Raw genomic sequence first — 19,660 nt, 5'->3', positions numbered from 1 at the left:
CCTTTGCACAGACAAATCCGTCCAATGTGCAAATATAGGAATAATTGTTCCAAATCCGCAACCGGGAGTTAAAAATCGCACCCGCCGACGAAAAAAGGGTGCTATTTTGCTACCTCTCGATCCGGGCAAGGAAACATTCGATCGTATTCTCCATCAGGCAGCAGATCGTCATCGGCCCGACACCGCCCGGCACGGGGGTGATAACCGCGGCCTTGGGCTCCACGGCGGCATAGTCGACGTCGCCGCACAACCGGCCCGTCTCGGGATCGCGGTTGACGCCCACGTCGATCACCACGGCACCCTCGCGCACCATGTCTGCCGTCACGAATTTGGGGCGTCCGATCGCCACGACCAGAATATCGGCCCGGCGCGTCACCTCCCCCAGGTCACGCGTGCGGCTGTGGGTCATCGTCACCGTGGCATTCTCATCCAGAAGCAATTTCGCTACGGGCAGGCCCACGATGTTGCTGCGGCCGATGACTACGGCTTCGCGGCCTGCGATCTCAACACCCGCGGTTTTGAGCATCTTGATGATCCCCTTGGGCGTGCAGGGGAGCGTGCAGGCCTGTTTCTGCCAGAGCGACGCCACGTTCATCGGGTGGAAACCGTCCACGTCCTTCGTGCGGTCGATGGCGGCGATCACGCGCTCTTCGTCGATATGCCGGGGCAGCGGCAGCTGCACCAGAATCCCGTCGACGCCGGGATCGGCGTTCAGTTCGGCGATCAGACCGAGCAGCTCGGCCTCAGTGATCGACTCCGGGCGCCGCAACGTCGTATTGCGAATGCCCACCTCGGCCGAAGCCTTGGCCTTACCGGTAACGTAGGAGACGCTTCCGGGGTCCTCGCCCACCAGAATGACCGCCAGGTGGGGTACGCGTCCGTATTTGGTGGGAAAGGTTGCGACCTGTGCCGCCATCTCGGCCTTCAACCGGGCCGAAAGCTCTTTTCCGCTGATAATTGCTGCCATGCAGACGATAGATATTGAATTTAGAATTGTGATTTACTCGAACGCCCTGTGTCCGATGTCTGTGCGGTGAAAGAGGTTTTCACAGCGGATGCGGGCGACGTTGCGCAGGGCCTCGGCCCGCGCCTCCTCAAGCGTGCTCCCGCGCCCGACGACGAACAGCACGCGCCCGCCGGCCGTGACCACCCGTCCGTCTTCGGTGCGGGTGCCCATGTGGTAAACCGTGCACTCCATCTCATCCAGCCCACCGATTTCGCAGCCTTTCTCATACGTTCCCGGATAGCCTTTCGATGCCAGCACGATGCCCAGCGTGGCGAAGTCGTGCCACTCGATCTGCGCATCGCATCCATCGGCCACGGCGCAGAAAATATCCGCGATGTCGCTCTTGAGGCGCGGCAGCACCACCTCGGTTTCGGGATCGCCGAAGCGGGCGTTGAACTCGATGACCTCGATGCCCCGCGCGGTCTTCATCAGCCCGCCGTACAGCACCCCCTCGAACGGACACCCCTCGGCGACCATCGCGTCGGCCGCGGGCTGCATGATCCGCTCCAGGGCAAACTGCTCGTCCTCGGCCGTGATGAACGGCAGCGGCGAATAGGCGCCCATGCCGCCCGTGTTGGGGCCCCGGTCGCCGTCGCAGGCCCGCTTGTGGTCCTGCGCCAGCACCATCGGCCACACGCGGCTGCCCGAGACGAAGCACATGAACGAGAACTCGGGGCCTTCGAGGTAGTCCTCGACAACGACCTTGCCCGCGCCGAACTTGTCTTCGAGCAGCATGTCGCGCAGAGCGGCCTCGGCCTCGGTCAGCGTCCCGGCGATCACCACCCCCTTGCCGGCAGCCAGCCCGTCGTACTTGAGCACGGCCGGAAAGGGACGTGCCGAGACATAGGCGAGCGCTTCGGCGTAGTCGGCGAATGCACGGAAACCCGCGGTCGGAATGGCGTATTTTGCCATGAGCTGCTTGGCGAACTCCTTGCTCGACTCGATCCGCGCGGCGGCTTTCGTGGGACCGAAAATCCGCAGCCCCGCCTCGCGGAACCGATCGATGACGCCCGCCGCCAGCGACGACTCGGGCCCCACGACCGTGAGGTCCGCCCCGTTGCGGAGCGCGAAATCGCACAGCTTTTCCACCTCCGTGTCGCCGATTGCGACGCACTCGGCCTGCCGGGCGATCCCCGCATTGCCGGGCGCACACCAGATTTTCCCGACCTGCGCGGAGCGTGCCAGCGCATCGACAATGGCGTGCTCGCGGCCGCCGCTACCGATAACCAAAACTTTCATAATGTGAAAAGTGAAAGGTGAAATGTGAAAGGTTACAATACATGGTTCATATTGAAAGGTAAAAGTGAAAAGTTAATGACACTTTGGCTTTTCACCTTTCACCTTTCAATTTTCACCTAATGCTTAAAATGGCGCTCCCAGGTGAAGAGCATCGCAATCCCGACCTCGTTGGCCTTGCGGACCGAATCCTCGTCGCGCACCGACCCGCCGGGCTGCACGATGGCCTCGACGCCGTACTCCGCGGCCAGCGTCACGCAGTCATCGAACGGGAAGAAGCCGTCTGAGGCCAGCACCAGCCCCGAGGTGAAGCCGGCGGCTCGCGCCTCTTCAAGGGCGATGCGGGCCGAACCGATGCGGTTCATCTGCCCCGCACCCACGCCCAGCGTGCGGCCGTCTTTCACGACCACGATGGCGTTCGACTTGACGTGCTTGACGATCCGCCAGCCGAAATCGAGGTCGGCGAGCTGCTCCGGCGAGGGCTTGCACGCCGTGACGCACATCCCGGCCGCGACGGGTTTGGTCTCCACATCGAGGTCCTGGACCAGCAAGCCGCCGTTGACGCTCACATACTGCGCGGGATCGGCCGCACCGCGCTCCATCTTCACCTCCAGCAGGCGCAGGTTCTTCTTCGTGCGGAGCACCTCCAGCGCCCCCTCCTCGAACCCGGGGGCCATGATAATCTCCAGAAAAACGGGCTTCATCAGCTCCGCAGCCTTGCGCGTCAGCGTGCGGTTGACCGCCACGATGCCGCCGAAGATCGAAACCGGGTCGGCTTCGTAGGCCTTGCGCCACGCCTCCGCCACGTCCGTCCCCTCGGCCGCGCCGCAGGGGTTCATGTGCTTGAGCCCCACGCAGAACGGACGGTCGAACTCGCGCACGATGGAGAGTGCAGCGTTGGCATCCTGTATATTGTTATAAGAGAGTTCCTTGCCATTGAGCTGGCGGGCGAATGCCAGCGAGTAGGGCACCTCCCGGGCCTCGCGGTAGAAGCGAGCCGACTGGTGGGGGTTTTCGCCGTAGCGCAGCGACTGCACGAGGTCGAACTCCAGAAAGAGCTTTTCATTCAGCCCGGCCCGTTCGCGCATCCAGCCGGCGATCATCGTGTCGTATTGGGCGGTATGGGTGTAGGCCTTGGCCGAGAGACGCAGGCGCGTGGGTTTTTCGGTGTTGCCTCCGGCGCCGATCTCCGAGAGAATCTGCACATAATCCGCCGGATCGCACACCACCGTGACGTCGGCCCAGTTCTTGGCCGCCGAGCGCAGCATCGAGGGGCCGCCGATGTCGATGTTTTCGATGGCGTCCTCCATCCCGACCTCCGGCTTGGAGATGGTCTCCCGGAACGGGTAGAGGTTGACGCACACCAGGTCGATGAACTCGATCCCGTTCTCCCGCAAGGCTTCGACGTGGTTCGGGTCGTCGCGGCGGGCCAGCAGTCCGCCGTGCACGGCCGGATGCAGGGTCTTCACGCGGCCGTCGCATATCTCGGGGAATCCCGTCACGTCGCTGATGCCGATTACCTCCACCCCGCTCTCGCGCAGCAGTTTCATCGTGCCGCCCGTGGCGATCACCTCCCAGCCCAGGGCGCGCAGGCCCCTGGCAAACTCCACCACGCCCGTCTTGTCGCTTACACTGATTAATGCTCTCATCGTTATGCTATTTCAATATTTTCCGAATGGTAATTTTCATAATACCTGCCCTCGCGGGCCGTGAACCGCAGGACGCAGTAGTCGGGGTCGTCCACGCCCGCGGGATAGTACTCCTCGTCGCCCTCGCACCAGACAAGGCGCCGGCTGGCGGCGTCTTCGAGCACCTCCATAGTGCCCGTCAGCAGCAGCCCCCGGAACTGTTGCTCGTCGCAAAAGTAGACCGACGCCCGCGGATCGAGGCGGTAGTGTCTCACGCGCATCGACGAGGTGTTGGTCGTGAAATAGAAGACCCGCAGCCCCTCGCGCACGCGCGGCGCCAGCATGGCTTTCATCCGGGGAAAACCGTCGGTATCGACCGAGGCTATGAAAGCCGTGTCGCGCGACTGGACAAGCTCTTCGAGCAGCTTCAAATCGTTATTCATCCTGAATCAGTTTTTTGATCGTGTCGACGTAAAGCGGGTATTCCACCGAATGTATTTTCGCCTCCAGTTCGGAGCGGTCGCAGCCGTCGTATTCGAACGCCCGCTGGGCGATGATCCGCCCGCCGTCGAGCGTCGCGTCCACCCGGTGGATCGTCACGCCGTAGACCTTGACACCGTACTCCAAAGCCTGCCCGATGGCGTCCCGGCCGCGGAACGCCGGCAGCAGCGAGGGGTGGATGTTGACGATCCGCCCGCCGTAGGCTCCTAAGAGCACTTCGCCCGCGATGCGCATGTAGCCCGCCAGGCAGACCAGCTCCACGCCCGCGTCATCGAGCCGGCGAACGATCTGCCGTTCGTATTCGGCCTTGGAGGCGTACTCCTTCGGCGAGAAGACGAACGTTTCGACCCCATGCGCCGCGGCCCGCTCCACGACCCGTGCCCCGGGTTTGTCGCAGACCAAAAGAACCACACGGGCATCCAGTTCGCCCCGCTGCGTGGCCGCGACGATGGCTTCGAAATTGGTGCCCGAACCGCTGGCGAAGACCGCGAGACGACGCATCGTGTCAGCGGATGACGACACCCACGGTGTCGGTTACGCGGCCGATGACCGAGGCGCGTTCGCCCTGCTCGGTGAGTATTCCGATGGCCTTTTCGGCCTCCGAACGGTCGAGCGCGATGACCATGCCGATGCCCATGTTGAAGATGTTGAACATCTCGCGGTGGGCCACCCGGCCGTACTTTTCCAGAAAGCGGAATACGGGCAATATCTCCCACGATCCCTCGTCGATCTCGATCCCTTGCCCCTCGCCGAGGATGCGGGGTATGTTCTCGTCGAAACCGCCCCCGGTGATGTGGCTGATGCCATGCACGTCGCACCGACGGATCACGTCGAGGACCTGCTTCACGTAGATCTTCGTCGGCGCGAGCAGCACCTCGCCCAGCTGCTTGTTCGACAGCTCGGGGTAGGAGTCGCGCAGGTCGAGGCAATTGTCCGCCACGATCTTGCGCACCAGGCTGAAGCCGTTGGAGTGCACGCCGCTCGACGCGATTCCCACGAGCACATCTCCGGCCTTGACTTTCTGTCCGTCGATGAGCTTCTTCTTTTCGACCACGCCGACCGTGAAGCCCGCGATGTCGTACTCGCCCTCGGCATACATGCCCGGCATTTCGGCCGTTTCGCCGCCCACCAGGGCACAGCCCGCCTGGCGGCACCCCTCGGCGACGCCCGCCACGATGGCTTCGATCTTCTGGGGTTCGTTGCGGCCCACGGCCACGTAGTCGAGGAACACCAGCGGCTCGGCGCCCTGCGCCAGCACGTCGTTGACGCACATGGCCACGGCGTCGATGCCGATCGTGTCGTGCTTGTCCATCTCGAAAGCCAGCTTGAGCTTGGTGCCCACGCCGTCCGTGCCGCTCACGAGCACCGGCTCCTCGACCCGGAGGGCCGAGAGGTCGAACATGCCGCCGAATGCGCCGATGTTGCCCATCACGCCCGGCCGCGCCGTCGAGGCGACGTGTTTCTTGATGCGCCGCACCACCTCGTATCCGGCTTCGAGGTTCACGCCGGCCTTTTCATAGGATTGTGCCATTGTTCTAATGTTTTACTAAAATTTTCCGTCCTTGTTCGCCTCTTCCTTGGCCGTGTAGAGTGCCGTGGGATAGCGGCCCGTGAAGCACGCCGTGCAGAGCTCCCGCCGGTTGCCGGCGCGGTAGAGCGCCCCCTCGGAGAGGAACGCCAGCGAATCGGCCCCGATCTCCTCGCGGACCCCCTCGACGCTCTTGCGGGCCGAGATCAGCTCGTCGTAGGTCGAGGTGTCCACGCCGTAGAAGCAGGGATCGGTCATCGGCGGGCTGGCGATGCGCACGTGCACCTCGGTGGCCCCGGCCTCCTTGAGCATCGTCACGATGCGCCGCGAGGTGGTTCCGCGCACGATCGAATCGTCGACCAGCGCCACGCGCTTGCCCCGAACGATGGTGCGCACGGCCGAGAGTTTCATCCGCACGCCCTTTTCGCGCATGGCCTGCGAGGGCTGGATGAACGTGCGGCCGATGTATTTGTTCTTGATGAGTCCCATTTCGTAGGGCAGTCCGCTCGCTTCGGCATATCCCATCGCGGCGCTGAGGCTCGAGTCGGGCACGCCGACCACGATGTCGGCCGGTGCGGGAGACTCCTGCCACAGAAGACGCCCCGACTCCTTGCGGTAGGCGTGGACGTTGCACCCCTCGATGTCGCTGTCCGGGCGCGCGAAATAGATGTACTCCATCGCGCACATCTGGTGGCGCTTATACATGGAGTAGTCGGTCGAACGCAGGCCGTGGTCGTCGATGGTGACCACCTCGCCCGGCTCCACGTCGCGCACGAACTCCGCGCCCACCGTATCGAAAGCGCAGGTCTCGCTCGACACCACCCAGCCGTCGCCCAGTCGCCCGATCGCAAGGGGCCTCAACCCGTACTTGTCGCGGCAGGCGTAGATGCGGTTGGCCGTCATGACGACGAACGCGAACGCCCCCTCGAGCATGTTCAGTGCGTCGACGATGGCGTGGATGCGCGGCCGGTCGTGGTACTTGGTCTCCTTTTTTATCAGATGGGCCAGAATCTCGCTGTCCGACGACGACTGGAAAAGGCTTCCCTTGTTTTCGAGGTACATGCGCAGGCGCGACGAGTTGACCAGGTTGCCGTTGTGTGCCAGCGCGAAATCGCCCGTGTTGTGGCGGAACAGAAACGGCTGCACGTTCTCGATACCGCCGCCGCCCGCCGTCGTGTAGCGCACGTGGCCGATGGCCATGGCGCCATCGAGCGTTGCGAGATTGGCTTCGTTGAAGACCTCCGTCACGAGCCCCTCGCCCTTGATGCGGTGCAGCTTGCCCCCTCCGTCCACACTCACGATGCCGCACCCCTCCTGCCCGCGGTGTTGCAGAGCGTGCAGGCCGTAGTAGGTGAGCGATGCGGCGTCGGGCACCCCGTAGACGCCGAACACACCGCACTCCTCGTGAATCTCTCTGTCGCTGATCGGAAGCATGTTATGCCGTGATTTTCCGCAACCGGGCCAGAATCTCCTCGTACGCCTCGCGCACCTTGCCCAGGTCGCGGCGGAAGCGGTCCTTGTCCAGTTTCTCATTGGTCGTAGCGTCCCATAGGCGGCACGTGTCGGGCGACACCTCGTCGGCCAGCACGATCTCGCCGTCCGAGGTCTTGCCGAACTCGATTTTGAAATCCACGAGGTTGATGTTCATCTTCGCAAAGAGCCCCTTGAGCACCTCGTTGATCTTGGCCGTCATGGCGTACATTTCGTTCAGCTCTTCGTAAGTCGCGGCACCGAGCGCCACGGCGTGGTGGTCGTTGATGAGCGGGTCGCCCAACTCGTCTTTCTTGTAGCAGATGTCGAAGATGACGTTCCCGGGCTTGGTGCCCTCCTCGATGCCCAGGCGCTGGGCCATCGATCCGGCGATGGTGTTGCGCACGATCATCTCCAGCGGAATGATCTCGACACGGCGGCACACCTGGTCGCGGTCGTTGATCGTCTCGATGTAGTGCGTCTTGATGCCCGCCTTGTGAAGCTCCTTGAAAATGATCGTCGAAATGGCGTTGTTCAACTGCCCCTTTCCTTCGATCGTCGCTTTCTTGATGTTGTTGAAAGCCGTGGCCGCATCCTTGTAGTGGATGATGATCTTGTCGGGATCGTCGGTACGGAAGACCTGTTTTGCCTTGCCCTCGTAGAGCATTTCGAGCTGTTTCATGGTGTACGGAATTTAAAGTTTTATATTATATTACTTCTTTCTGAAATAGTTTACCGCGTTGCGGAACAGCGGCTGCTCTTTCTCCCCGGCGATGTTCCGGAACAGGTTGCGTTCGTAGCGCTCGGTGTGGCCCATCTTGCCCAGGATGCGGCCGTCGGGCGAGAGGAGGCCCTCGATGGCATACGACGAACCGTTGGGGTTCATCGGAGCCTCGGCCGTGGGATTTCCCGCAGCGTCGGCGTACTGGAATGCCACCTGGCCCCGCTCGAACAGTTCGCGGGCCATCTTCTCGCTCACCACGAACTTGCCCTCGCCGTGGCTGACGGCGATGGCGTGCAGGTCGCCCGGGCGGAATCCCGCGAGCCACGGCGAGTTCACCGAAGCCACCCTCGTGGTGACGACCTGCGAGATGTGGCGGTTGATGTCGTTGCGGAACAGGGTCGGCGACTCCTCGGTCACCATCCCCAGCCGTCCGTAGGGCAGCAGGCCCGACTTGACCAGCGCCTGGAAGCCGTTGCAGATACCGAGGATCAGGCCCCCGCGGTCCAGCAGGGCGTGCACCTCTTCCTGAATATCCTGGTTGTTGAGTACGTTGACGATGAATTTGGCACTCCCATCCGGCTCGTCGCCCGCCGAGAAGCCGCCCGCGAGCACCAGGATGTGCGCCCGGCGGAGGTGCTCCCACATGTCGCGGATCGAGCGCAGGATGTCGTCGCCCGCGAGGTTGCACACCACGCTCGTCTCGACCCGCGCACCCGCCGTGCGGAACGCCTTGGCCGTGTCGTAGTCGCAGTTGGTGCCCGGGAAAACGGGGATGTAAACCACCGGATGCTCGATGGCTTCGCCCGCGTAGGCGAACGCCCGCGCAACCGGCTCCGCGGTCATCACGTCGGCCCGGTTCATGCCCTTGTCGGGGTAGACCGCCGCGAACCGCTCGGTATTGGCCCGGTAGAGCTCCTCGAGCGGCATGCGCACGCCGCCCACCGTCAGCGCCGGATCGGCGACCGTGAAGCCGACCAGCTCGACGGCCGCGTCCTCCAGTTCGCCCTCGCACTCGACGAGGATCGAGCCGCAGGCGTAGTCGTATAGTTTCCGCTCGTCCATCGCCACCTCGACGCCGACCTCGTTTCCGAAAGCCATCTTCGCAAGGCCCTCTGCGATGCCGCCGAAACCGATGGCCCACGCCGCGACGATCCGGCCCGATTCGATCCCGTCGCTCACCAGCGCGAAATTGCGCTTGAGCTGCGCCGTGTCGGGCATGCGGTTCTCCCGGGGGGTATGGCGCACGAGGTAAATGCGGTGGCCGGGGGCTTTCAGGTCGGTCGAGATGACCCGCGAAGCATCGACCGTGGTGATGCCGAACGCCATGAGCATCGGCGGAACGTTTATATCTTGGAACGTGCCCGACATGGAGTCCTTGCCCCCGATCGAGGGGAGGCCCAGTTCAACCTGCATCTTCAGTGCACCCAGCAGCGCACTCAGCGGCTTGCCCCACGAGTGCGGGTCGCGGGTCATGCGCTCGAAATACTCCTGGTAGGAGTAGCGCATCCTTTCGTACCGCGCCCCGGCTGCTACCACTTTGGCCGCCGCCTCCACGACTGCATAGGCCGCGCCGTGGTAGGGGCTCCAAGAGGCCAGAGAGGGGTTGTAACCGAAAGCCATGATGCTGGCCGTATCGGTATAGCCGTCCACCGGGAGTTTTTGCACCGAAACCTGCGTCTCGCTGCGCTGCGTGCGGCCTCCGAACGGCATGAGCACCGTCGAGCGGCCGATCGTCGAGTCGAACATTTCGACCAGCCCCCGCTGCGAGAGCACGTTGTCGTCGCCGAGGTTCGCAGCGAAGCGCTCGGCCACAGTTGCTCCCGCGACCTCGCGGGTGAACGGATCGCGCTCCTCCACGGCGCCGATCCGGGCTTCGGCGTAGTGCTTCGCTCCGGCGCTGTCGATGAACTCGCGGCTGAGGTCCACGACTTTGCGGCCGCGGTTGAACATGCGCATGCGCGCCGTGTCCGTCACGTCGGCCACCTCGACCGCCTCGATGTTCTCCTCGCGGCAATATGCCATGAAGCGCTCGACGTCCGCGGCCTCGACGACCACGGCCATGCGCTCCTGCGACTCGCTGATGGCCAGTTCGGTGGAGTTCAGCCCGCTGTATTTCACCGGCACCCGGTCCAGATAGATGTCCAGTCCGTCGGCCAGTTCGCCGATGGCCACGCTTACGCCGCCCGCCCCGAAATCGTTGGATTTCTTGATGAGGCGCGTCACCTCCTCACGGCGAAACAGGCGCTCCAGTTTCCGCTCCTCGGGGGCATTGCCTTTCTGCACCTCGCTGCCGCACGTCTCGAGCGAGCGGGCGTCGTGCTCCTTCGAAGAGCCCGTTGCGCCTCCGATGCCGTCGCGGCCCGTCCGGCCGCCCAGCAGAATGATCTTGTCGCCCGGCTCGGGGCGCTCGCGGCGCACGTTCGCAGCTTTTACGGCACCGACCACGGCACCGACCTCGAGCCGCTTGGCCACGTAGTTCGGATGGTAAATCTCACGCACATGGGTCGTGGCCAGCCCGATCTGGTTGCCGTAGCTCGAATAGCCCGCGGCGGCCTTTTTCGAAATGACGCTCTGGGGCAGTTTCCCGGCGAGGGTCTCCGAAACGGGCTGCCAGATGTTGCCGGCCCCCGTGACGCGCATGGCCTGGTAGACGTAGCTGCGTCCCGACAGCGGGTCGCGGATGGCGCCGCCCAGACAAGTCGAAGCGCCGCCGAACGGCTCGATCTCCGTGGGGTGGTTGTGGGTTTCGTTCTTGAATTGCAGCAGCCACTTTTCGCTCCGTCCGTCCACCTCCACGTCCACATAGACCGAGCAGGCGTTGTTCTCGTCCGAGACCTCCAGGTCGTCGAGCAGCCCCCGCTTCCGCAGGTAGCGCGCCCCGATCGTGGCGATGTCCATCAGACAGACGCTCTTGTGCTCGCGGCCCAGTTCGCGGCGGATGCGCAGGTAGAGCGCCAGCGAATCCTCGATCTCGTCCTTGACGAACGACTCTTCGACCGAGATGCCCTCCAGGCAGGTGGTAAAGGTCGTATGGCGGCAATGGTCGCTCCAGTAGGTGTCCAGAATCCGCAGTTCGGTCTCGTACGGGTCGCGTCCCTCCGCGCGGAAATAGCGCACCACCTCCCCGAGGTCGTCGCCGTTCATCGCCAGTCCCTGCCGCTTGCAGTAGGCGTCCAGCTCGGAATCCTGCATTTCGCGGAAGCCCTCGAGCACCTCGACGGGCTTCACCTCGGCCTGCTCCATCCGTGTGAGCTGCGAGAGATCCTTTTCGCGCGACTCGACGGCGTTGATGCAGTAGCGCCTGATCTTCGCAAGCTGCTCGTCGGTCACCCCGTCGTCGAAAACGATGAGTTTCGACGAACGGATCGCCACGTCGGCCGCCTGGTCGATCAGCCGCACGCAGTCGACGGCCGAAGCGGCCCGCTGGTCGAACTGCCCGGGCAGGTACTCCACGGCCAGGTAGCGGCAGTTCGCCAGACAGCACGTCTCGGACACCGTATCGGTCACCACCTCGCCGAAAACCGTGTAGCGGCTCTTTTCGAGCAGCTCTTCCGAAAATCCGAACAGGTCGTAGACATTGAGCAGCCTGAGCTCGCGGATGTCCAGATCGAGGTTGGCATTCAACTCGCGGCGCAGGCTCTCGGCCTCGACCCGGAAGCGGGGACGTTTCTCAACGAAAATGCGGTAATTCTTCATTTTATCTTGTTTTTCTCTCTATACGAATCTTGCGGCCCAGTCGCGGGCATACTCCTCGGGGGTCATCCCAACGAAAGTGATGTGGCCCATCTTGCGTTTGGGACGGCTCTCGCTCTTGCCGTAAAGGTGGACATGCACGTTCGGACGGCGCTCGGCGGCGATCTTTTCGGCCTCGGCAAGGTCCTGTCCCAGGATATTCTTCATCACCGTCGGCGCGACAATTTGCGGCTCCTCCAAAGGTTCCCCCACCAGAAAACGCACCAGTTCGCGGAACTGGTTGGTCGTAGCCCCCTCGATGGTCCAGTGGCCCGAGTTGTGCGGCCGCGGAGCCATCTCGTTGAACCAGAACCGATCGCCCCGCACGAAGACCTCGACGGCCAGAATTCCCCGGTAGCCGCATTGCGCCATGAACCGCTCCCCGACCTGGCGGAGCCGCGCAAGCACCCCGTCCTCCATCCCGGCCGGGAGGAAGCAGAGGTCCAATATGCCGTCGCGGTGGACGTTGCGTCCGACGGGAAAAGTAACTACCCGCTCACCGTCGGCCACCATCACCAGGCTGACCTCGTAATCGAACGCAATGAACTCTTCGAGGATGCACGGCACCGCAAGCAGGGGCAAAGCCCGTTCGATGTCGGCCTCGGTCCGGAGCACCTGCTGCCCGTGGCCGTCGTAGCCCAGCGTGCGGGTCTTCAGTACGGCCGGCAGCGCGATCCGCTCCACGGTCGCGCGCAACGACCTTTCGTCGTCCACGGCGGCGTATTCGGGCGTGAAAAACCCGTTGGCGCGGGCGTTCTCTTTCTCCCGGAGGCGGTCCTGCGAGTCGTAGAGCGGTCGGAACCCCTGCGGTATGTTGTAGCGGCGGCAGAGCGGAATGAGCACCCGGCCCGGCACGTTTTCGAATTCGTAGGTCACCGCATCGCTGCGGCGGCACAACTCTTCGAGCGCCGCCGAATCGTCGTACGCCGCCACGATCCGTTCGTCCGCCACGGCGAACGCCGGAGCATCCGCCGCCGGATCGAGCGCGATCGTCCGTACCCCCAAGAGGCGCGCCTGCTGGGCGATCATCAGCCCCAGCTGGCCGCCGCCGATAATGCCGACGGTTTTCATCCCAGCTCCGATCTGAGTACCTCCGCGGTCTGCCGGGCGCGGAACGCTTCGAGTTTTTCGGCCAGCGCCCCGTCCTGCAACGCGAGGATCGAGACGGCGATCAGCGCGGCGTTCCGGGCCCCGTTGATGGCCGTCGTGGCGACGGGAACTCCGGCGGGCATCTGGACGATCGAGAGCAGCGAATCCAGCCCGTTCAGGGCCCGCGATTTCACCGGCACGCCCACCACGGGCAGCGTGGTCATCGAGGCCACCATGCCCGGCAGGTGCGCGGCGCCGCCGGCTCCGGCGATGATGACTCCCAGTCCCCTTTCGCGGGCCGTTTTGGCGTATTCGACCAGCAGATCGGGCGTGCGGTGGGCGCTCACGACCCGTTTTTCGAACTCCACGCCGAACTCTTCGAGCGCAGCCACGGCTTCGGCCATCACCTCGTAGTCGCTCCGCGAGCCCATGATCACTCCGACTTTCATATCTTATTGTTTTAGAATCAAAAGCAAACCGCCACGACACGCATGTCATGGCGGTATGGTACTGTTCAGCGTACTCCACAGGCGGGCATCTGCTGCCCCTGCAACTGCCCGGCGTGCGCTTGGGGGCGGCACGACGAGTAAAACGCAGCGGCCTGGCCCTGCTGTTTTTTTCGTTCCCGTTGGTCGGTATGGCCGATAGCAGTCATCGAATTGTTCTCTTTAACCTGTTGCGTTGCAAAAACAACGGAACAAAAGTAACGCTTTTCGGCCGACTTTCAAAATTACCGGACAGAAACTATCGACAAATTATCGACATTCCCGGCACGCCCCTTTCGCGGGGTCGCCGCAAGCCGCCGCTCCCCGTTGGGTATTGGGTTCGGCCTGTATCTCGAAGCCGAGGCGGGCACCCCGCACCAGGTCCGAATAGCGGACGAAATTGGGCTCATGCGCTCTCCCGTCGAGGGTCATTCGGCCCACATAACGGGTCGCGGGACCGTTTTCGGGCGCTTCGATGCGGATCGTTTCGCCGTTTTCGAGGTGGATCACCGCCTTGCGGAACAGGGGCGAACCGAGGGCGTAGAAATCCGAGGCCGGGCAGACGGGATAGAACCCCAGGGCCGAGAAGACGTACCAGGCCGAGGTCTGGCCGTTGTCCTCGTCGCCGCAGTAGCCGTCGGGCCGGGCCGCATAGAGGCGGTCCATCACCTCGCGCGTCCACCACTGCGTTTTCCAGGGCTGTCCAGCGTAATCGTAGAGGTAGATCATGTGCTGTGCGGGCTGGTTGCCGTGGGCGTAGTTGCCCATGTCGGCCACCTGCATCTCCGTAATCTCGTGGATGCGCACGCCGTAGTAGCTGTCGTCGTAGATCGGCGGCACGACGAAGACCGAGTCGAGCATTTCGACGAACCCGTCGCGGCCGCCCATCGCCTCCATCAGCCCACCGACATCGTGGAACACCGACCAGGTGTAGTGCCAGGCATTGCCCTCGGTGAAAGCGTCGCCCCACTTGTAGGCGCTGAACGGCGACTGGAACTCCCCGTCGGCGTTGCGGCCGCGCATCAGGCGGGTCGAGGGGTCGAAGACATTGCGCCAGTTCCGCGCAGCCTGCTCGAGCATCGCGGCATCCTCCGTGCGGCCCAGCTTTTCGGCCACTTGCGCCGCGCACCAGTCGTCGTAGGCGTATTCGAGCGTGCGGGCGACATTCTCGTGAATGCCCACATCGTAGGGCACGTAGCCCAGGCGGTTGTAGTAGTCGTGTCCCAAACGGCCCGTCGAGCTGACCTCGGGGTGGACCTTGTTGCGGCCCGCCAGCATCGCCTCGTAGAGCGTGGCCATGTCTTCCTCGGGCGTGATGCCTTTGAGGATGGCGTCCGAGACGACCGAGGCCGAATTGTTACCCACCATGCAGCCGCGGTGGCCGGGCGACGCCCATTCGGGCAGGAAACCGCTCTCGCGGTAGGCGTTGGCCAGGCCGGCCTGAATCTCGGCGTTTACCGACGGGTAGACCAGGTTCAGCAGCGGAAACAGCGAGCGGAACGTGTCCCAGAAACCCGTGTCGGTATACATGTACCCGGGCAGCACCTCGCCGTTGTAGGGACTGTAATGCACGGGATTTCCCTGGGCGTCCAGTTCGTAGAACTTGCGCGGGAACAGGGTCGAGCGGTAGAGACACGAATAGAACGTGCGCAGCTGATCGTCGGTGCCGCCCTCGACCTCGATACGGCCCAGCACCTCGTCCCAACGGGCCTGCGCCTTGGAACGTACGGTCTCGAAATCGTCCGTACCCAATTCGGTTTCGAGGTTGCGCACGGCCTGCTCGGGAGAGATGAACGACGAGGCGATGCGGGCCGTCACCTGCTCGCCGCGTCGCGTCGTGAAATGGACCTTTGCCACGGCGTGGTCGCCCTCGGCCGACTTGCCGCCCTCGGGGTAGAGCACGCGGCTGCCGGGTTTGTATTTCGAGGGGTTGTCGGTCAATTCGACGCCCGCAAACGATTTGTCGAAGCGGATGACGAACCAGTTGCGGAAATTTTCAGGCACACCGCCGCTGTTGCGCGTCGTGTAGCCCACCACCGTATTGGCGTCCACGATCTCCACCCGCGAGCCCCGGTCGAAAGCGTCGATCACCACGCCCGACTCGTCCGACTCGGGGAACGTGAAGCGCATGACGGCCGCCCGCTCGGTGGGCGCGACCTCGGCGCGAATATCGTGGTCGGCCAGGTAGACCTTGTAATAGTAGGGCTTGGCCACCTCCGACTGGTGAGAGAACCAGCTCTGGCGCGACTCTTCGTCCAGCTTGTCCCCGCCGCGCACGGGCATCAGGGAGAACTGCCCGTAGTCGTTGATCCACGGCGAGGGCTGGTGGGTCTGCTTCAGCCCCCGGATGGTGTGGGCCCCGTAGGTATAGGCCCAGCCATCGCCCATCTTACCCGTCTGGGGCGTCCAGAAATTCATGCCCCACGGCACGGCCACCGCAGGATAGGTATTGCCCGTCGAGAGCGAATAGTCGGACTGCGTCCCCATCAGCGTGGTGACGTACTCCGTGGGTCGCACCCGCTCCGGGGCGGGCTGCGTGGCGCAGCAGCTCCAGGCAAGGGCTGCAAAGGCCAGTATCGTCAGTTTTTTCATCTTTTTCCCTTTTATAGTTTTCTATGCGGCGCTTCGAGCCGTGCGGCCGCAGCCATTAGGCCCTTAGGCCCGCTCGCGCATACGCCCCAAGCTGCCGCCCGCGGATCAGCGGATCGAGTTCAGCAGGTCGACCTTTCCGTCGCCGACCAGTTTGACGATCAGCTCCCCGAACAGCGTATTCTGCCAGGCGAACCATGCCCGGGTGAAATTCGCGGCGTCGTGGCGCGAAAACGACTCGTGCATGAAGCCCGTGCCGGCGTCGGTGGTCATCAGCTGCGCGATGCAGTCGCGGATTTCGGCATCGTCGGTCGAGGTGAAAGCCCGCATCATGATGCTCATCGGCCAGATCATCTCGACTCCGATGTGCGGCCCGCCGATCCCCTCGCCCGCCGGGCCGCGCCAGAAATAGGGATTGGCATCGCTCCAGACGAAACGGCGCGTATTCTCGTACACGGGGTCCGTGCGCTCCACGTCGCCCAGGTAGGCCATCGCCAGCAGCGAGGGCACGTTGGCGTCGTCCATCAAAAACCGCCCGCCGTAACCGTCCACCTCGAACGCATAGATCTTTCCGTATTCGGGGTGCTCGACCACGGCATGCTCTTGCAGCGCCGCAGCGACCTCGTCGGCCAGCGCCGTACACTCCGCAGCCAGCCCGGCCTCCCCGTTGACCGACCCGAGAATCTCGGCCGCCTTACGCAGCGACGAGACGGCCATGAAATTCGAGGGCACGAGGAACTCGAACGTCGTGGCGTCATCCGAGGGCCGGAACGCCGAGGCGATCAGCCCCACGGGCTTCACCGGATTGCCGCGGCCCACGTGGCACTTGGTGTCCAGCTGCCGGTCGGTCGTGCGCAGGAACGTGTAGCTTCCGGGCCCCTCCTTGCGCTGCTGTTCGCGGAGCGTCGAGAGGATATTGCGCATCGCCGCAACCCACTCTTCGTCGAACACCGAGGCATCGCCAGTCGTTTTCCAGTAGTGGTGCGCCAGGCGGATCGGGTAGCAGTGCGAGTCGATCTCCCACTTGCGCTCGAAGACCCACGGGCTTTGCTTGTTCCCCGGATAGCCCACGTCCTCGCCCGCCCCCGTGGGGCCGTCGTTGAAAGCGTTGGCATAGGGGTCGATGTTGATGAGCCGGAACTGCCGGCGGATCACCCCCGCGATCATCCGCTTCAGCGCCTCGTCTTGCGGGGCGAACTGCACGTAGGGCCACACCTGCGCCCCCGAGTCGCGCAGCCACATGGCCGGAATATCGCCCGTATATACATAGGTATCGGGATTTCCCGCTTCGTCCTCGCGGTAGTGGACCGTCGTGTCGAGCGTGTTGGGAAAGCAGTTGCGGAACATCCACCTCAGGCGGTCGTTCTTCAAAAGGCCGCACACGCGGGCGACCTCGGCCTCAACTGCTTCCGACTTAAAAAGCCGTTCCCCGGCTGCCGGACGCTGATCGGCGTACGTTTCCGGCTCCTGGGCGCAGTACCACACTTTCGGCTCGGCGCCCATCTCGAACCGCAGTTCGCCGCCACGCATCACATCGGCGTGGTCGATCCAGGGTTTGGTGTAGAGCTCGCCGTCGAGCCATACACGCTGGATGTAGCGGTTCTCGGCCGAGTTGTTTTCAGCTACGATCGTCAGGGTGCCGCCCGGTACGCGAATCTCGGCCCGGTCGAACAGGGGCGAACCGAACCAGTAGCGTCCCCCTGCGGGCTCCGCCTCGTACATGCCCAGCGACGAGAGGACGTACCACGCCGACATCTGCCCCACGTCCTCGTTACCCGAAAGCCCGTCGGGCTGGTCGTGGTAGAGGGTCGTGAGCACCTGGCGCACCTTGTCCGCCGTTTTCCACGGCTGCCCAAGCATGGTATAGAGGTAGAGAATGTGGTGCGACGGCTCGTTGCCATGGGCATACTGCCCGATCAGCCCTGAAATATCGGGCGAGGTGTCGCCGCCCTCGATCACCGAGGGCACCGTGAAGAGCGAATCGAGTTTTTCCAGCAGGGCCTCCCGGCCTCCGAAACAGGCCACGAGTCCCTCGACGTCTTGCGGCGCGAGCCACGTGTACTGCCAGGCATTGCCCTCGCAGTAGTCGTCGGCCCGATGGGTCGAAGCGAACGGGCTGAACGGCGTGCGCCACCCCCGGCGGCTGTCGCGGCCGCGCATGAAGCGCGTCACGGGGTCGAAATAGTTGCGGTAGGAGTGGCTGCGCTGCTCGAACAGACGCGCATCCTCCTCGCGGCCAAGCGCCGCGGCGGCACGCGCCGCGGCCCCGTCCGCGATGGCATACTCCATGTCATAGGCGACCGCCTCGTTGAACAGATCGCACGGGATATAACCGTATTTCTTTCTCAGGTCTCCTCCGCGGCCGTCGCCCAGCGCCGTCGTGCGGATCGCCTCGAACGCCTTTTCGCGGTCGAAGCCCGGGATGTTCTTCACGATGGCGTCCGCCACGACCACGATACCCGAATTGCCGACCATGCAGTCGGTCTCGTTTCCCCAGAGGTGCCAGACCGGCAGCCGGCCCTGCTGGTCGTAGATATGCAGCATCGTGTTGACGATGTCGGGCATGCGTTCGGGATGGATCACGGTCATCAGCGGCATGGCGGCCCGGTAGGTGTCCCACAGCGAAAAAGTCGTGTAGTTGGAGAACGAGGCGTTGCGGTGGATCCGATGGTCCGAGCCGTAGTAGTCGCCGTTCACGTCGCAGAAGACGGAGGGGGCCACCATCGTGTGGTAGAGGGCCGTATAGAAGATACGCTTGGCCGTCTCATCCGCGGTCGTGATGCGGACTTTCGACAGTTCCTCCTCCCACGCCCGGTCGGCGGCTGCGGCCGTGGCGTCGAAATCCCAGCCGGGCAGCTCGGCCGCCAGGTTGGCCTTGGCCCCCTCGACGCTTACGGGCGAGAGCGCCACCTTGACCAGCACCGGCTTTTCGGCCGAGGTCTTAAAGGAGGCGCGGCCGTACTGGTCGCCGACGGTTTCGAACCGCTCGAAAGGCTCCGAGAACTCCGCCACGAAATAGACCCGCTGGTCCTTGGCCCAGCCCGTCGAGTGGCGCCAGCCCGTAACGGTGCGGTCGCCCTCGGCTTCGAGATGCGTTTCGGTCGCCTTGTCCCAGCAGCCGCCGTTCTCCAGGTCGAACACCACGGCGGCATCTTCCGCCGCGGGGAACGTATATCTGTGGAATCCCACGCGCCGGGTCGCCGTCAGCTCGGCGGTCACGCCGTAGCGCACGAGGGGCACCGAGTAGTACCCCGGCCGCACCACCTCGCGCGAACGGTCGGCGTAGGACCACATGCCCGAGGCGGGATCGTTCTCCTCGCCGCGGGCATAGGTCACCTCGCCCGTGACGGGCATCAGCGTGATGTCGAACAGGTCGCCGATACCCGTACCGCTGAGGTGGGTGTGCGAGAAACCGATCACCGTCGAATCCGACTGGTGGTAGCCCGAGCACCAGTCCCAGGTCTGGGGAATGCTCGTCGGGCCCAACTGGACCATGCCGAACGGCACGTTGGCCCCCACGAAGACGTGGCCGTGGCCGCCGGCGCCGATCTTGGGATCGACCCAGCGCGTGAGGCTCTCCGGAGCCGCTGGCCGCGAGCAGGCGGCGGCAAGTGCGGCTGCACCGAATAAAATAAGATGTTTGAGGTTCATTATCCGAAAAAAGTTTTGAGT

At 63.9% G+C, this 19,660-nt stretch carries 13 protein-coding genes; all 13 read right to left on the bottom strand.

Annotated elements, in window-relative coordinates; translation table 11 throughout:
• Nucleotides 1–109: 109 nt before the first annotated feature.
• On the bottom strand, nucleotides 110–967 hold the full coding sequence (folD, locus tag ACMQ11_RS10470) for a bifunctional methylenetetrahydrofolate dehydrogenase/methenyltetrahydrofolate cyclohydrolase FolD (RefSeq protein WP_418992720.1): 858 nt from the start codon (nucleotides 965–967) through the stop codon (nucleotides 110–112).
• Nucleotides 968–1,000: 33 nt separating this feature from the next.
• Nucleotides 1,001–2,245: a phosphoribosylamine--glycine ligase gene (gene purD, locus ACMQ11_RS10465; RefSeq protein WP_418992719.1), complete on the bottom strand. Its 1,245-nt coding sequence runs from the start codon at nucleotides 2,243–2,245 to the stop codon at nucleotides 1,001–1,003.
• A gap of 116 nt (nucleotides 2,246–2,361) precedes the next feature.
• A complete protein-coding gene (gene purH, locus ACMQ11_RS10460; RefSeq protein WP_418992718.1) occupies nucleotides 2,362–3,891 on the bottom strand; it encodes a bifunctional phosphoribosylaminoimidazolecarboxamide formyltransferase/IMP cyclohydrolase in 1,530 nt (509 codons plus the stop codon).
• Between the two features lie 2 nt (nucleotides 3,892–3,893).
• On the bottom strand, nucleotides 3,894–4,313 hold the full coding sequence (locus tag ACMQ11_RS10455; RefSeq protein WP_418992717.1) for a pyridoxamine 5'-phosphate oxidase family protein: 420 nt from the start codon (nucleotides 4,311–4,313) through the stop codon (nucleotides 3,894–3,896).
• Nucleotides 4,306–4,872 (bottom strand): phosphoribosylglycinamide formyltransferase, encoded by a 567-nt coding sequence (purN, locus tag ACMQ11_RS10450; protein WP_418992716.1) that lies wholly within the window; start codon nucleotides 4,870–4,872, stop codon nucleotides 4,306–4,308. The genes ACMQ11_RS10455 and purN overlap by 8 nt, the downstream gene beginning before the upstream one ends.
• Before the next feature lie 4 nt (nucleotides 4,873–4,876).
• Complete coding sequence (gene purM, locus ACMQ11_RS10445) at nucleotides 4,877–5,902, bottom strand: phosphoribosylformylglycinamidine cyclo-ligase (protein ID WP_418992715.1); 1,026 nt, start codon at nucleotides 5,900–5,902, stop codon at nucleotides 4,877–4,879.
• 15 nt (nucleotides 5,903–5,917) lie between these two features.
• On the bottom strand, nucleotides 5,918–7,333 hold the full coding sequence (purF, locus tag ACMQ11_RS10440) for an amidophosphoribosyltransferase (protein ID WP_418992714.1): 1,416 nt from the start codon (nucleotides 7,331–7,333) through the stop codon (nucleotides 5,918–5,920).
• Between the two features lies 1 nt (nucleotide 7,334).
• The gene (gene purC / locus ACMQ11_RS10435; protein WP_418992713.1) at nucleotides 7,335–8,051 is read right to left on the bottom strand and encodes a phosphoribosylaminoimidazolesuccinocarboxamide synthase; all 717 of its coding nucleotides are present in this window, start codon (nucleotides 8,049–8,051) and stop codon (nucleotides 7,335–7,337) included.
• A gap of 30 nt (nucleotides 8,052–8,081) precedes the next feature.
• Entirely contained in the window at nucleotides 8,082–11,789 is a 3,708-nt protein-coding gene (locus tag ACMQ11_RS10430; protein WP_418992712.1) for a phosphoribosylformylglycinamidine synthase, read from the bottom strand.
• Between the two features lie 18 nt (nucleotides 11,790–11,807).
• Entirely contained in the window at nucleotides 11,808–12,896 is a 1,089-nt protein-coding gene (gene purK, locus ACMQ11_RS10425; RefSeq protein WP_418992711.1) for a 5-(carboxyamino)imidazole ribonucleotide synthase, read from the bottom strand.
• Complete coding sequence (purE, locus tag ACMQ11_RS10420) at nucleotides 12,893–13,363, bottom strand: 5-(carboxyamino)imidazole ribonucleotide mutase (protein WP_418992710.1); 471 nt, start codon at nucleotides 13,361–13,363, stop codon at nucleotides 12,893–12,895. The genes purK and purE overlap by 4 nt, the downstream gene beginning before the upstream one ends.
• A 306-nt stretch (nucleotides 13,364–13,669) precedes the next feature.
• Complete coding sequence (locus tag ACMQ11_RS10415) at nucleotides 13,670–15,991, bottom strand: GH92 family glycosyl hydrolase (protein WP_418992709.1); 2,322 nt, start codon at nucleotides 15,989–15,991, stop codon at nucleotides 13,670–13,672.
• 105 nt (nucleotides 15,992–16,096) lie between these two features.
• On the bottom strand, nucleotides 16,097–19,639 hold the full coding sequence (locus ACMQ11_RS10410; protein WP_418992708.1) for a GH92 family glycosyl hydrolase: 3,543 nt from the start codon (nucleotides 19,637–19,639) through the stop codon (nucleotides 16,097–16,099).
• Between the last annotated feature and the right edge of the window lie 21 nt (nucleotides 19,640–19,660).

Origin of the sequence: Alistipes sp. (assembly GCF_048465575.1) — a bacterium.
Taxonomy (GTDB): domain Bacteria; phylum Bacteroidota; class Bacteroidia; order Bacteroidales; family Rikenellaceae; genus Alistipes.
This window is presented reverse-complemented; position numbering and strand designations above follow the sequence as displayed.

Excerpts from the sequence above, each read along its gene's own strand:
- folD (WP_418992720.1), bottom strand. The coding sequence starts at position 967 with ATGGCAGCAATTATCAGCGGAAAAGAGCTTTCGGCCCGGTTGAAGGCC.
- purD (WP_418992719.1), bottom strand. The coding sequence starts at position 2,245 with ATGAAAGTTTTGGTTATCGGTAGCGGCGGCCGCGAGCACGCCATTGTC.
- purH (WP_418992718.1), bottom strand. The coding sequence starts at position 3,891 with ATGAGAGCATTAATCAGTGTAAGCGACAAGACGGGCGTGGTGGAGTTT.
- ACMQ11_RS10455 (WP_418992717.1), bottom strand. The coding sequence starts at position 4,313 with ATGAATAACGATTTGAAGCTGCTCGAAGAGCTTGTCCAGTCGCGCGAC.
- purN (WP_418992716.1), bottom strand. The coding sequence starts at position 4,872 with ATGCGTCGTCTCGCGGTCTTCGCCAGCGGTTCGGGCACCAATTTCGAA.
- purM (WP_418992715.1), bottom strand. The coding sequence starts at position 5,902 with ATGGCACAATCCTATGAAAAGGCCGGCGTGAACCTCGAAGCCGGATAC.
- purF (WP_418992714.1), bottom strand. The coding sequence starts at position 7,333 with ATGCTTCCGATCAGCGACAGAGAGATTCACGAGGAGTGCGGTGTGTTC.
- purC (WP_418992713.1), bottom strand. The coding sequence starts at position 8,051 with ATGAAACAGCTCGAAATGCTCTACGAGGGCAAGGCAAAACAGGTCTTC.
- ACMQ11_RS10430 (WP_418992712.1), bottom strand. The coding sequence starts at position 11,789 with ATGAAGAATTACCGCATTTTCGTTGAGAAACGTCCCCGCTTCCGGGTC.
- purK (WP_418992711.1), bottom strand. The coding sequence starts at position 12,896 with ATGAAAACCGTCGGCATTATCGGCGGCGGCCAGCTGGGGCTGATGATC.
- purE (WP_418992710.1), bottom strand. The coding sequence starts at position 13,363 with ATGAAAGTCGGAGTGATCATGGGCTCGCGGAGCGACTACGAGGTGATG.
- ACMQ11_RS10415 (WP_418992709.1), bottom strand. The coding sequence starts at position 15,991 with ATGAAAAAACTGACGATACTGGCCTTTGCAGCCCTTGCCTGGAGCTGC.
- ACMQ11_RS10410 (WP_418992708.1), bottom strand. The coding sequence starts at position 19,639 with ATGAACCTCAAACATCTTATTTTATTCGGTGCAGCCGCACTTGCCGCC.